This is a genomic window from Microbacterium sp. NPDC058389 (assembly GCF_042722305.1).
Taxonomy (GTDB): Bacteria; Actinomycetota; Actinomycetes; order Actinomycetales; family Microbacteriaceae; genus Microbacterium.
Map to the genome: position 1 here is coordinate 461,697 of NZ_JBHXJQ010000001.1, position 12,742 is coordinate 474,438.

10 protein-coding genes and 1 other RNA gene are annotated in these 12,742 nt (G+C 70.3%); 6 read left to right on the forward strand and 5 right to left on the reverse strand.

Annotated elements, in window-relative coordinates; genetic code table 11:
• Positions 1-44: 44 nt before the first annotated feature.
• Positions 45-406: RNase P RNA component class A (rnpB, locus tag ACFWJ8_RS02360), an RNA gene on the forward strand.
• 29 nt (positions 407-435) lie between these two features.
• Here rnpB and ppgK read toward each other — a convergent pair.
• The gene (gene ppgK / locus ACFWJ8_RS02365) at positions 436-1,200 is read right to left on the reverse strand and encodes a polyphosphate--glucose phosphotransferase (protein ID WP_378808427.1); all 765 of its coding nucleotides are present in this window, start codon (positions 1,198-1,200) and stop codon (positions 436-438) included.
• Positions 1,201-1,294: 94 nt separating this feature from the next.
• On the opposite strand from ppgK, the gene ACFWJ8_RS02370 reads away from it, so the two are divergent.
• Genes ACFWJ8_RS02370 through ACFWJ8_RS02380 form a run of 3 tightly spaced genes read left to right on the forward strand, consistent with a single transcriptional unit; the run spans position 1,295 to position 5,936 of the window.
• Complete coding sequence (locus ACFWJ8_RS02370; RefSeq protein ID WP_378808429.1) at positions 1,295-1,522, forward strand: SPOR domain-containing protein; 228 nt, start codon at positions 1,295-1,297, stop codon at positions 1,520-1,522.
• A gap of 60 nt (positions 1,523-1,582) precedes the next feature.
• A complete protein-coding gene (gene glnA, locus ACFWJ8_RS02375) occupies positions 1,583-2,920 on the forward strand; it encodes a type I glutamate--ammonia ligase (RefSeq protein WP_378808431.1) in 1,338 nt (445 codons plus the stop codon).
• Between the two features lie 13 nt (positions 2,921-2,933).
• Positions 2,934-5,936, forward strand: a complete 3,003-nt coding sequence (locus tag ACFWJ8_RS02380) for a bifunctional [glutamine synthetase] adenylyltransferase/[glutamine synthetase]-adenylyl-L-tyrosine phosphorylase (RefSeq protein WP_378808433.1) — start codon at positions 2,934-2,936, stop codon at positions 5,934-5,936.
• Between the two features lie 42 nt (positions 5,937-5,978).
• Here the strand turns inward: ACFWJ8_RS02380 and ACFWJ8_RS02385 are convergent, their stop codons facing one another.
• Both ACFWJ8_RS02385 and glnA (ACFWJ8_RS02390) read right to left on the reverse strand, forming a co-directional pair.
• A complete protein-coding gene (locus tag ACFWJ8_RS02385; protein ID WP_378808435.1) occupies positions 5,979-6,677 on the reverse strand; it encodes a peptidase M23 in 699 nt (232 codons plus the stop codon).
• A 131-nt stretch (positions 6,678-6,808) separates the two neighbouring features.
• Positions 6,809-8,233: a type I glutamate--ammonia ligase gene (glnA, locus tag ACFWJ8_RS02390; RefSeq protein ID WP_378808437.1), complete on the reverse strand. Its 1,425-nt coding sequence runs from the start codon at positions 8,231-8,233 to the stop codon at positions 6,809-6,811.
• A gap of 132 nt (positions 8,234-8,365) precedes the next feature.
• Here glnA (ACFWJ8_RS02390) and ACFWJ8_RS02395 point away from each other — a divergent pair, with 132 nt between their 5' ends.
• Positions 8,366-8,758: an RDD family protein gene (locus ACFWJ8_RS02395; RefSeq protein WP_378808439.1), complete on the forward strand. Its 393-nt coding sequence runs from the start codon at positions 8,366-8,368 to the stop codon at positions 8,756-8,758.
• Between the two features lie 72 nt (positions 8,759-8,830).
• Here ACFWJ8_RS02395 and ACFWJ8_RS02400 read toward each other — a convergent pair whose 3' ends face one another.
• Positions 8,831-9,541 (reverse strand): DUF4191 family protein, encoded by a 711-nt coding sequence (locus ACFWJ8_RS02400; RefSeq protein WP_378808442.1) that lies wholly within the window; start codon positions 9,539-9,541, stop codon positions 8,831-8,833.
• A 124-nt stretch (positions 9,542-9,665) separates the two neighbouring features.
• On the opposite strand from ACFWJ8_RS02400, the gene ACFWJ8_RS02405 reads away from it, so the two are divergent.
• A complete protein-coding gene (locus tag ACFWJ8_RS02405; RefSeq protein ID WP_378808445.1) occupies positions 9,666-10,988 on the forward strand; it encodes a hypothetical protein in 1,323 nt (440 codons plus the stop codon).
• Between the two features lie 16 nt (positions 10,989-11,004).
• Here the strand turns inward: ACFWJ8_RS02405 and sucB are convergent, their stop codons facing one another.
• On the reverse strand, positions 11,005-12,714 hold the full coding sequence (gene sucB, locus ACFWJ8_RS02410; RefSeq protein WP_378808447.1) for a 2-oxoglutarate dehydrogenase, E2 component, dihydrolipoamide succinyltransferase: 1,710 nt from the start codon (positions 12,712-12,714) through the stop codon (positions 11,005-11,007).
• Positions 12,715-12,742: the final 28 nt, after the last annotated feature.

A 12,742-nucleotide genomic window follows, 5' to 3' on the forward strand; every position in this document is an offset into this window, starting at 1 on the left:
CGGAGCGGGCACCCAGCGCATCCCGATAGACTCGCCGACGCGAATGGGTCGGCTGGACGGTCGCGTCGCGGGTCTCCCGCGCCGAGGAACGTCCGGGCTCCACAGGGCAGGGCGGTGGGTAACACCCACCCGGAGCGATCCGCGAGACAGTGCCACAGAGAGCAGACCGCCTCGGCCTCGGCCGGGGTAAGGGTGAAAGGGTGGTGTAAGAGACCACCGGGGTCGTGGTGACACGACTCGCACGGCAAACCTCGCCCGGAGCAAGGCCAGACAGGGGATGACGACGCGGCTCGCCGAGTCCCCGGGTAGGCCGCTGGAGCGGCACGGCAACGTGTCGCCGAGAGAGATGACCGTCCACGGGGCGTCAGCCCCCGGACAGAACCCGGCGTACAGGCCGGCCCATTCGCCTCTCAGCCCCGCCGGACGGCGGGTGGATCAGTCGCGCGCGAGCGCCGCCGCGCCGATGATGCCCGCGTTGTTGCGGTGCACCGCCGGAACGATCGGCGTGTTCAGGTCCAGCAGGTGGAGGAACTGGTCGGCGTGCTTGGACACGCCGCCGCCGACGACGAACAGGTCGGGGCTGAACAGGAATTCGATGTGGCTGTAGTACCACTGCAGCCGCTTGGCCCACTTCTCCCACGACAGGCTGTGACGTTCCATCGCCGAGTAGGCCGCGTACGACTCGGCATCGCCGCCGTGCTTGGCGCGCTTCACGTGTCCGAGCTCGGAGTTGGGCACGAGCACGCCGTCGTACAGCAGTGCCGAGCCGATGCCCGTACCGAGGGTCGTGAGGATCGTGAGGCCCGGCTGGTCCTTCGCCGCGCCATAGCGCACCTCGGCCACACCGGCGACGTCGGCGTCGTTGGCGAAGTGGATGTCGCGGCCCAGGCCGTCCTCGAAGAACTTCTCGGCCTCGAACCCGATCCACTGATCGGAGACGTTCGCCGCCGACAGGGTGCGCCCGTGCTTGATGATGGCGGGGAAGGCGACGCCGAGCGGCACCGAGGCGTCGTCAGCGACCCCGAGGATCGAGAGGACCTCGCGCACGGCGGTGAGCACGTCCGGCGGGTGGGCCCCCGCGGGGGTGGCGACCTTGACCCGGTCGCTGATCAGCTCGCCCCTCTCGAGGTCCACGATGCCCGCCTTGATGCCGGTGCCGCCGATGTCCACGCCGACGGCGCGTGCCGCGTCAGATGCCATGCCCTCAGCCTATCCAGGACGCGCCGTCCAACCGGAGCGCCTCTCAGTAGGATCGTCGTGAAACGACCAGCCCCCGCGATCCGAGGAGCACACGATGACGGACGGCAGCGAGAAGTACTGGTACAACCTCAAGACCGGCGAGGTCGAGAAGGGCTTCGAATCGCCCGCGCCCGACCGTGCCGGCCCGTTCGACACGCCTGAGGAGGCAGCGAAGGCGCCCGAGGTCATCCGCGAGCGCTCGCGCGCGTGGGCGGACGAGGAGTCCCGCGAAGACTCATGGGGGAGCACCCCTGTGTCGGACGAGTCCGACGCCGACCAGTAGTCTGGCTTCGACCCGACTCATCCGGACGAGCGGGCCGGATCGGGCACCGGAGAGGACGCGATGGACAAGCAGCGTGACTTCGTTCTGAGGACCATCGAGGAACGAGGCGTCAAGTTCGTCCGCCTGTGGTTCACAGACGTGATCGGCACGCTCAAGTCGGTCGCGATCGCGCCGGCCGAGGTCGAAGGCGCCTTCGCCGAGGGACTGGGCTTCGACGGCTCTGCCATCGAGGGCCTCACGCGGTCGTACGAGTCGGACCTGCTGGCGCACCCCGACCCGACGACGTTCCAGATCCTGCCCTGGCGCGGTGAGATCGACCCGACCGCACGCATGTTCTGCGACATCACCACGCCCGACGGGCAGCCTGCGGTCGCAGACCCCCGGCATGTGCTCAAGCGCACTCTCGCGAAGGCCGCCGACGCGGGGTTCACGTTCTACACGCACCCCGAGATCGAGTTCTACCTCCTGAAGTCGTCCTCGTTCGGCACCGACGGCCCCGAGCCCGTCGACTCCGCCGGCTACTTCGACAACGTGCCCGGGGGAACGGCGCACGACTTCCGTCGTCGCTCGGTGCGCATGCTCGAAGACCTCGGCATCTCGGTCGAGTACAGCCACCACGAGGGCGGCCCCGGCCAGAACGAGATCGACCTCCGATACGCCGATGCACTGACCACGGCCGACAACATCATGACGTTCCGCACGGTCATCAAGGAGGTGGCGATCGAGCAGGGCGTCTACGCGACGTTCATGCCGAAGCCGCTGACCGGCAAGCCCGGCAGCGGAATGCACACCCACATGTCGCTGTTCGAGGGCGACGTCAACGCGTTCTACGAAGAGGGCGCGCAGTACCAGCTGTCGAAGGTCGGTCGTCAGTTCATCGCGGGCCTGCTGCGCCACGCGAACGAGATCTCGGCCGTCACGAACCAGTTCGTCAACTCGTACAAGCGACTGTGGGGCGGCGACGAGGCGCCGAGCTTCATCTGCTGGGGCCACAACAACCGCTCCGCGTTGGTGCGCGTGCCGCTGTACAAGCCGAGCAAGGGGCAGTCCTCGCGCGTCGAGTACCGGGCGCTGGACTCCGCCGCCAACCCGTACCTCGCCTACGCGCTCATGCTCGCAGCCGGCCTGAAGGGCATCGAGGAGGAGTACGAGCTCCCGACCGAGGCCGAAGACAACGTGTGGTCGCTCACCGATGCCGAGCGTCGTGCGCTCGGCTACGCGCCGCTGCCGGCCAGCCTGGACCACGCGCTGGAGTACATGGAGGAGTCCGAGCTGGTCGCTGAGACGCTGGGGGAGCAGGTCTTCAACCACGTCCTCCTCAACAAGCGGCGCGAGTGGCAGGAGTACCGGTCGCAGGTCACGGCGTTCGAGCTCAAGAGCAACCTCGAGCTGCTCTGAGACCGCCTGACGCATGTCTGCGAGCGATCGGCCGAGCTCCCTCACCCCGCTCGCGCGCGTCGGCTTCAGCCGGCTCGGTGACGCCGAGCAGCTGCTCGACGAGCTCGCCGGGCTGACCGGCATCCCGCGCGAAGACGTGCTGGAGCACGCCGCGATGGCAGCCGATCCCGACGAGGCGCTGCACGCGGTCACCAAGCTGGCACGCCGCGACGACCAGGCTGTGCGGCGCGCGCACCGTCACCGGAGCGCGTGGCGGGCGCTCTGGGCGCTGCTGGGTGCGTCGTCGGGCTTCGGCGAGTTCTTCGCCCGGCACCCGGCCGAGCTCGACGAACTCGTCCACGCCGGCGAGCGGCTGCCCACCGAGGACGAGCTGCGGGCATCGCTGCTGGAGGCGGTCGGCGCGGTCGACGGGTTCGCCGCAGACGGCGGCGAGAGCGCATGGGTCGCGCTGCGGGTGCGCTACCGGCGCCTGCTCGCACGCATCGCGGCGTTCGACCTGCTGAGCCCCTCCCCGGTGGACGAGATCGCCGCCGTGTCGGCCCGGCTCGCGGATGCCGCGGGGGCGGCGCTGGAGGCATCCCTCGCGGTCGCCCGCACGCGCGTGTCGGGCGGTGCGGCCGGCGCGGGGCTCTTCCCGCGCGAACAGGTCGCCGAGACCGGCCTCGCCGTCATCGGGATGGGCAAGACGGGCGCGCGGGAACTCAACTACGTCAGCGACGTCGACGTCATCTTCGTCGCCGGCGGGTCGGAGACGGCCGTGGCGGAGATCGGCGAGAGCCGCATCGTCGACATCGCCACGCGTCTGGCGGTGCAGACCATGCGCGGGATCTCCGGCGTCGAGATCGAGCCGCCGCTGTGGGAGGTCGACGCCAACCTCCGGCCCGAGGGCAAGCAGGGCGCGCTCGTGCGCACCGTCGACTCTCACGTGGCGTACTACGAGCGCTGGGCGAAGAGCTGGGAGTTCCAGGCGCTGCTCAAGGCACGCCCCATCGCGGGCGACCCGGTCGTCGCGGCGCAGTACATCGCAGCCGTGCAGCCGAAGGTGTGGACGAGTGCGGCCCGCGAGAACTTCGTCGACAGCGTGCAGCGCATGCGCGAGCGGGTCACCGAGCACATCCCCGCGAGCGATGTCCCGTACCAGCTGAAGCTCGGGCCGGGCGGCATCCGCGACATCGAGTTCACCGTTCAGCTGCTGCAGCTCGTGCACGGCCTGTCGGACGACCGCATCCGCCAGCGAGGCACTCTGGCAGCCCTCGACGCCCTCGTCGCGGAGGGGTACATCGGCCGGACCGAGGCATCCGCGTTCTCGCGCGATTACCGCGTGCTGCGCCTTCTCGAGCACCGCGTGCAGCTGCGGCACCTGCGGCGCACCCACCTGATGCCCGAGCGCCCCGACGACCTGCGCGTGCTCGCCCGGGCCAGCGCGCTGGCCGACACCGGCCAGGGCGTGTGGGACCTGTGGGAGTCGGTCAAGCGCGAGGTGCGCGACATCCACGTGCGCCTGTTCTACCGTCCGCTGCTGTCGGCGGTGGCCGCGCTCCCCGCCGACGAGCGCGTGCTGTCGACCGCGCAGGCGCACGATCGGCTCGCGGCGATCGGCTTCGCGGACCCCGCGGGCGCGCTGCGGCACATCGCGGCCCTCACGAGCGGCCTGAGCCGCAAGGCGACGATCCAGCGCCACCTCATGCCGGTCATGATCCGGTGGTTCGCGGACGGCGTGGACCCGGATTACGGCCTGCTCGCGTTCCGCCGCCTCAGCGAGCGGCTGGGCGACACCCACTGGTTCCTGCGGATGCTCCGCGACTCGTCCGGCGCCGCCGAGAGCCTGTCGCGCGTGCTGTCGGGCTCGCGCTACGTGGGCGAGCTCATGGAGTGGATCCCCGAGTCGGCGGCTTGGCTCGACGATCCCGACCTGCTGCGTCCGCGGTCGGGCCGCGCACTGCAGGAGGAGGCGCGCGCCATCCAGACGCGCCACGCGACGGTCGTCGAGGCGATGCGCGCGGTCCGGGCGCTGCGCCGACGCGAGCAGCTGCGGCTCGCACTGGCGGCGATCCTCGGCGCCGTGACGATCGAGGAGGTCGCCGAGGCGCTCACCACGATCACCGAGGTGACCATCCAGGCGACCCTTCGCGCGGTGCGACGCGACATCGTGCCGCCGGAGGACGCCGCCCTCGACTTCTCCGTGATCGCGATGGGCCGGTTCGGCGGTGCCGAACTCGGTTTCGGATCGGATGCCGACGTCATGTACGTCTACCGCGCGAACGGCATCGACCCGCAGCGCGCGCACGAGCTGGCGCTCAAGCTCGTCGCCGGGCTGCGCACCCACTCCGAGGATCACCGGGTTCCGCTCGAACTCGACGCCGATCTCCGCCCCGAGGGCCGCAACGGCCCCCTCGCGCGATCGCTCGACGCCTACGCGGAGTACTACCGGCGGTGGGCCCTGTCGTGGGAGGCACAGGCCCTGCTGCGGGCGCGCGGGGTCGCGGGCAGTGTCAAGCTCATCCACGACTTCATGCAGCTGGCAGATCAGGTGCGCTACCCCGAGCAGGTCGACCTCACCGCCGTTCGCGAGATCAAGCGCATCAAGGCGCGCGTCGAGAGCGAGCGCCTGCCGCAGGGCGTCGATCCGTCCCGGCACCTCAAGCTCGGCCCCGGCTCGCTGAGCGACGTCGAGTGGCTCGTCCAGCTGCTGCAGCTGCAGCACGCCCATGACGTTCCGGCGATGCGGACCACCTCGACGCTCGACGCGCTCCGCGCGGCCGTCGACGCGGGACTCCTTCCGGCGAACGCCGCCGACCGGCTGGCCGAGGCGTGGCGCCTGGCGAGCCGCCTCCGTTCCGCGAACACGCTGCTGTCGGGTCAGACGAGCGACGTGCTGCCCGTCGACCGCAACAAGCTCGACGGCATCGGGCGGCTCCTGGAGTACCCGCCCCGCTCTGCCACACGTGTCGAGGAGGACTATCTCGGCACCACGCGCCGCGCGCGTCGGGTCTTCGAGAAGCTCTTCTACGGATAGGGGATGCCGCGGCTCCCGGCATCCCTCACGGTGCAGGCCGACTCACGAGACGGGGCACTGCGGGATGCCGTCGGTGCTGTCGCCTCCGAGAGGCGCGCCGCTGACGGCTGCGACGACGCGCACCGCGCGGTCCCAGAAGCGGGCGTAGTGAGAGGGGTCCTGATTCACCTGCGTGCGGTGGGCGACGAGGGTGGGCTCCAGTGCGGCGCGGTCGGGCACGCGCTCGGCCATCGCGCGGTAGAACACCGCGGCAGACGTGTACGGGTCCAGACGGGCCTCTCTCGTTCCCCACGAGTCCTGCTGCTGGAACAGGCCGATCGAGGTCGTGCGGGAGCCGTCGGGGTTGGTCGCCCCGCTGGTCTCCCAGTCGCCGTAGTCGAGGTTGCGCAGCGACGATTCGCCCATGGCGGTCATCACGGCGATGGTCTGGTCGCGCTGGTCGAACCCCAGGTCCCGGCCGGCGGTGAGGATCGTGCACGCGTTCTGGAGCTGCTCGTCACGGTATCCGGCGACAGCGGGCACGGAGACGTGCGACCGGTAGTCGGGGAACGTCTGGTCCAGTGAGCGGGCGAGGTGGCTCGTGCCGACGAAGAACCCGGCGACGAGCGCGGCCGGCACCGCGATCGCCCACGCGATCCGGATCCGCCGTGCCCGCGAGCGGGTGCGAAGACGGCGAGGCCGTTGCCGCCGCGCCGGGCGCGCGCGACGCGACCGGGTCGTCGCGGTGGTGCGGGTGGGCATCGTCGTCGCCTTCGATCGGGAGCGCGGACGTCCGTCCAGCCTATGCCGCTCGTCCGGGAGGCGGCATCCATTCCGCTCACGGCATGCAGAAGGGCCCCGGTCTCCCGGGGCCCTCGTGCGGTGCTGGAACGTCAGACGCCGAAGTACAGCTCGTACTCGAACGGGTGCGGACGCGCGTTGAGCGGCTGGATCTCGTTCTCGATCTTGTACTCGATCCAGGTCTCGATCAGCTCGGGCGTGAACACGCCGCCCTTCAGCAGGAACTCGTGGTCGGCGCGGAGCGCCTCGAGCGAGTCGAGCAGCGAGTTCGGCACCTGCGGGATGTTCTTCGCCTCCTCGGGGGGAAGCTCGTACAGGTCCTTGTCGACCGGCTCGTGCGGCTCGATGCGGTTCTGGATGCCGTCGAGACCGGCCATCAGCTGCGCGGCGAACGCGAGGTACGGGTTGCCGGAGGCGTCGGGCGCACGGAACTCGATGCGCTTGGCCTTCGGGTTGGAGCCCGTGATCGGGATGCGGATGGCCGCGGAGCGGTTGCCGGCCGAGTAGACCAGGTTGACCGGGGCCTCGTAGCCCTTGACGAGACGCTTGTACGAGTTCAGCGTCGGGTTCGTGAACGCCAGCAGCGCGGGAGCGTGCGCCAGGATGCCGCCGATGTACCAGCGAGCCAGGTCGGAGAGCTGGGCGTAGCCCTTCTCGTCGTAGAACAGCGGCTTGCCCTCGAGCCAGAGCGACTGGTGGGTGTGCATGCCCGAGCCGTTGTCGCCGAACAGCGGCTTCGGCATGAAGGTCGCGACCTTGCCCCACTCCTCGGCCACGTTCTTGACGATGTACTTGAACTTCAGGATGTCGTCGGCCGCGTGCACCATGGTGTCGAAGCGGTAGTTGATCTCCTGCTGACCGCCGGTGCCCACCTCGTGGTGCGCGCGCTCGAGGTGCAGGCCCGCGTCGATGAGACGCAGGCTGATGTCGTCGCGGAGGTCGGCCGTCTTGTCGACGGGCGAGACCGGGAAGTAGCCGCCCTTGTACGGGGTCTTGTTGGCAAGGTTGCCGCCCTCTTCGACGCGGCCGGTGTTCCACGCGCCCTCTTCGGAGTCCACCGAGTAGAAGCTGGAGTTCTGCTTCACCTCGTAGCGGACGTCGTCGAAGATGTAGAACTCCGCCTCGGGGGCGAAGAACGCGGTGTCGGCGATGCCGGTGGACGCGAGGTACTTCTCGGCCTTCTTGGCGACCTGACGCGGGTCCTTCGAGTAGATCTCGCCGTTGCGCGGGTTGTAGATGTCGAAGACCATGATGAGCGTCTTCGCCTCGCGGAACGGGTCGAGGTAGGCCGTCGACACGTCCGGGATGAGCTGCATGTCCGATTCGTGGATGTTCGCGAATCCTCGGATCGAGGAGCCGTCGAACAGCTGGCCGACCGTGAAGAACTCTTCGTCGACGGTCGAGGCCGGGATGTTGAAGTGCTGCTGCACGCCAGGAAGATCCGTGAAACGGATGTCGAGGAACTTGACGTCCTCGTCCTTGATGAACTTCAGCACCTCGGATGAATCTTTGAACATGAAGACTCCAGAGGTAGGGCAGTCGGATCCGCCCGTGCGGGCCGGGCTCTTTGGCAAGCTACCGGCAGGGGATTGCCCGACAGTATCACTTGTGTTTCGGGGATGTTACGACGGCCTGGGTACGCTGGAGAAGTGACGCAGAGCACTCAGGACTACCCCGGCGAACGCCTCGGCCTCCCTCGGGAGGGCAGCGGGTCGATCGGCCACCTGGGCCGCCGCGTCGGTGCGCTGTTCATCGACTACGGCGCCGCCTACCTCATCTCGGGGTTCTTCGGATGGGACCCGCTGGCGATCCTCGCGCTGTTCGCCGCGATCCAGCTGGTGTTCCTGCCGACGCTGCAGGGAAGCCCCGGTCACCGGCTCTTCGGCCTGCGACTCGTGCGCCTCGACGGTGCCTGGGTGGGGCTGTGGCGTCCGATCGTGCGCACGGCGCTGCTGATCGTGGTGATCCCGGCCGTCATCTGGGACGCCGACCACCGGGGTCTGCACGACAAGGTCGCAGGCACCGTGCTGCTGCGCGCCTGAGCCGAGACCGCACGCAGAAAGCAGTCGCGCCCGGCACGTGGCCGAGCGCGACTGCAGAGCCGTCGAGGCGGATCAGCGCGGACGCGGTGCGCGCGCCCGCGTCGGGTCGATGCCCTTGGGGATCGGCAGCGACGTGAGCGACTGCGAGACGGAGTCGATGCGCTTGATCACCGCAGCCTGCGTGGTGCGGTCGATCTTCTTGGGCAGAGCCTTGATGGTGGGGGCGAGCTTCGCGATCGGCACATCGCCCTCGCCGTGACCGACGTAGAGCACGGTGACCGGCACACCCGCGGCGACGCGCTGCACCTTGGAGCGCTCGTCGTTGACGAGGCGGGTCAGGCGTCCGCGGGCACCCTCGCCCACGATCACGACGCCGCCCTTGCCGACGGCGCGGTAGACCGCCTCCTGCGTCTTGGGGTTGATGCCGACGGGCATCTCGCTGGCCTGCCAGGCACGGCCGAGCGACGTCGACAGCACGTGACCCGTGGCCCCCGGCATCCCGTCGATCTTCTTGTACATCGCCTGCGTCGACAGTCGGGTCATCGTCATCATCGACGCGAGGATGCCGAGCATGAGGCCCGTGATGCCCCACAGGATGATGCTCCACACCGCCACGGGCGGGAGGAGGAACCCGATGCCGACGCCGATACCGGCGCCCAGGAGGAGGATGCCGCCGAGCACGTACGGCAGCCAGCGGAACTCCTTCTGCGTGAAGGTGTACAGGGTACGGATCTGGGAGAAGAAACCCGGGCTCTTCTCGGGTGCGGAACTGCGCGCGGCCATGCCTTCCAGCCTACCTTTTCGGAGGGTGTTCCTCGGTTCCTCCCCAGACAGACCTCAGCCGACGGCATCCACAATTCCTCCGTCACGGGGTTGGGAAGCGGTCGAACCTGGCGAAGCTGGATGCGTGACCACCGATGAGAGCCTGCTCGGAGCCTCCTACCGCCCTGTCCGCAGCGTGCGGGCGAAGGAGGACGCGCCGTGGCCGGGGATCCTGGCACGCGAGACCGACGGCGTGATGAGGCTGCTCGTCGACGCCCAAGAGCTCGGCACCGAATGGACCGGATGGGATGCCGCTCGCGGCGGTCACGTCCTCGCGCCGGTCGACATCGCCCGGCGCCGCGACGGCCACGACGTCGTGCTGCCCGTGTGCGTGGAACGACTGGACGGCTTCGTGCGCCGGCGCGAGGCACGGCTGCCCCTCACCGCGGGGGAGGCGGTGACTCTCGGCGTCAGCCTGCTGCGCGGATGCGGGCAGCTCGTGGCCGCACCGCACACTGCCGGCGAATGGTGGCTCGACGACGGCGGGCGTCCGCTGCTGGCCACCGAGGCCGCACCCGGGCGGGCACTCGACGCCGCCGCCGACGTGATGGCGTCGCTGACGCTCGAGGCCCCGCTGCAGCGCACGTGGGAGACGGCGCTGCGCGCCGTCACGGCGGAGCGACTCTCGATGCCCGATCTCGTCGCCGCAGAGGACGCGCTGTTCGCCCTCGCGACTCCGGAGCCGCTCGGCACCACTGCGCTCGGGCCCCGTTCAGCCGTCGAGGTCGCCGCTGCGGTCCCGGCGGAGCGCACGGCCGCCGCCCCGGATCCCCCGATCCGATCGCTGTGGCAGACCCTGTTGCACGGTGTGGACGCGGACCTCGCCGACACCGTGTCGCAGGCGACGACCGCCGTGTGGCGTCGCTGGGGCGGAAGACGTCCCTCATCTCCATCGCACAAGCGACCCCGACGCGCCCCCTTGATCGTCGGGGGAGCCGTCGCCGCCGCAGTACTGGCGGTCGGCGCGCTCTGGCCCGCGGGCGGCCCTGCCACGGCCGACGGCACCACGCCGAGTCCGACCGCCCCCACAGCCTCGCCTTCAGCAGATGCCTCCCGCGCGGTCGCCGCACCTCAGGATGCCGAGGGCGCCGCGAGCTCATCGGACGGCTCGCCTGCCGACCTGGCCGCGGTCACGGCGACCCTGCTCGACGCACGGGCGGCGTGCTCAGGCGACGACGAGTGTCTCGCGGAGGTGGCGGTCGAGCCGGCGGCATCGCTCGCGCAGGGCGGGGCGGTGGATCTCCCGCCGGCGGCCCGCACGGTCGTGCTGCTCGATGACTTCGGGGATGTCGCGGTGTTGCGAGTCGAGGCCGTCGATGCCGGCGTCGCCGCTCAGCTCGTGGTGATCGTGCGCGCAGACGAGAAATGGCTGCTGCGCGACGTCCATGACGTCGCGCAGCAGCCGTGATGATCCGCGGAGCGGATCAGATGCCGAGCTGGCCCTCGAAGGCCGCCGCCTCCAGGCGCGTCTTGACCGCGCCGAGGAAGCGGGCGGCGTCCGCGCCGTCGACCACGCGGTGGTCGTACGACAGGGCCAGGTACACGTACGAGCGGACCGAGATCGCGTCCTTGCCGTCGACGCTCACGACGCCGGGGCGCTTGACCACGACACCGGTGCCGAGGATCGCCGACTGCGGCAGGAACACGACGGGCGTGTCGAACAGCGCACCGCGCGAACCCGTGTTCGTCAGCGTGAAGGTTCCGCCGGCGAGCTCGTCGGGCTTCAGCTTGTTGTCGCGCGTGCGCGCAGCGAGGTCGGCGATCTCGTGGGCGATCTGCGCGAGGTCCTTCGACGCCGCGTCACGCAGCACCGGCGTCAGCAGGCCGCGCTCGGTGTCGACCGCGATCGAGAGGTTCTCGGTTGCCGGGTAGACGATCTGGTCGCCGTCGACGGTCGAGTTGATCACGGGGTACGCCTGCAGCGCCTCGGCCGCGGCCAGAGCGAAGAACGGCAGGAACGACAGCTTGTCGCCGGTCTTGGCCAGGAAGTCGTTCTTCACCTTGTCGCGGAACGTCGCGAGCTTGGTGACGTCGACCTCGACCACCGTCGTGAGCTGAGCGGTCGACTGCATCGACTCGACGGCACGCTGGGCGAGCACCTTGCGCAGACGCGACATCGGCTGGGTCGTGCCGCGCAGCGGCGAGACCTCGAGCGGAGCCGGGGCAGCGGCTGCCGGAGCAGCAGCGGCCGGAGCGGCAGCCGACTCGGCTGCCTTGAGGACGTCCTCCTTGCGGATGCGACCGCCCACGCCGGTGCCCTTGACCGATGCCAGGTCGACGCCCTGCTGCTGCGCCAGGCGACGCACGAGCGGCGTCACGTACGTGACGGCGTCCTCGTCTGCGACCACCGCGGCGGCGGGAGCAGCCGCAGCCGGAGCAGCGGCCGGAGCCGGAGCAGCGACCGGAGCCGGGGCGGGGGCAGCGGCCGGAGCGGCAGCGGGTGCCGGAGCCGCAGCCGGAGCGGCCGCGGGTGCCTCCGCGGCCGGAGCAGCAGCCGGAGCCGGAGCAGCGCCCGCCTCGCCGATGCGGGCGAGAGCTGCGCCGACGGCGACGGTCTCGTCCTCGCTCACGAGGATCTCCTGCAGCACGCCGGCGAACGGCGACGGGATCTCGGTGTCGACCTTGTCGGTCGAGATCTCGAGCAGCGGCTCGTCGACCGCGACATCGTCGCCGACCTGCTTCAGCCAGCGGGTCACAGTGCCCTCGGTGACGCTCTCGCCGAGCTCGGGGAGCACGACCTCCTTGCCTGCGCCGCCGGCTGCGGGAGCCGCGGCCGGAGCGGGAGCGGGAGCGGGAGCGGGGGCCTCGGCGGCGGGCGCGGGGGCGGCAGCAGCGGCGGTCTCGGCCGGAGCGGCGGGGGCGGCCTCGGGGGCCGGGGCCTCGGCGGGAGCGCTCGAACCGTCGCCGATCTTGGCGAGGACCGCGCCGACCTCGACGGTCTCGTCCTCCTGCACGAGGATCTCCTCGATGACGCCGCTCACCGGCGAGGGGATCTCGGTGTCCACCTTGTCCGTGGAGATCTCGAGCAGGCCTTCGTCGGCCTGGACCGTGTCGCCGACGTTCTTGAGCCAGCGGGTGACCGTACCCTCGGTGACGCTCTCGCCGAGAGCGGGGAGGACCACGGATGTGCTCATGAGGATGTCTCCTTCTGAATGAATATCG

Bases quoted from the DNA above. Each gene is read 5' to 3' on its own strand.
- ppgK (WP_378808427.1), bottom strand. From the start codon at position 1,200: ATGGCATCTGACGCGGCACGCGCCGTCGGCGTGGACATCGGCGGCACC.
- ACFWJ8_RS02370 (WP_378808429.1), top strand. From the start codon at position 1,295: ATGACGGACGGCAGCGAGAAGTACTGGTACAACCTCAAGACCGGCGAG.
- glnA (WP_378808431.1), top strand. From the start codon at position 1,583: ATGGACAAGCAGCGTGACTTCGTTCTGAGGACCATCGAGGAACGAGGC.
- ACFWJ8_RS02380 (WP_378808433.1), top strand. From the start codon at position 2,934: ATGTCTGCGAGCGATCGGCCGAGCTCCCTCACCCCGCTCGCGCGCGTC.
- ACFWJ8_RS02385 (WP_378808435.1), bottom strand. From the start codon at position 6,677: ATGCCCACCCGCACCACCGCGACGACCCGGTCGCGTCGCGCGCGCCCG.
- glnA (WP_378808437.1), bottom strand. From the start codon at position 8,233: ATGTTCAAAGATTCATCCGAGGTGCTGAAGTTCATCAAGGACGAGGAC.
- ACFWJ8_RS02400 (WP_378808442.1), bottom strand. From the start codon at position 9,541: ATGGCCGCGCGCAGTTCCGCACCCGAGAAGAGCCCGGGTTTCTTCTCC.
- sucB (WP_378808447.1), bottom strand. From the start codon at position 12,714: ATGAGCACATCCGTGGTCCTCCCCGCTCTCGGCGAGAGCGTCACCGAG.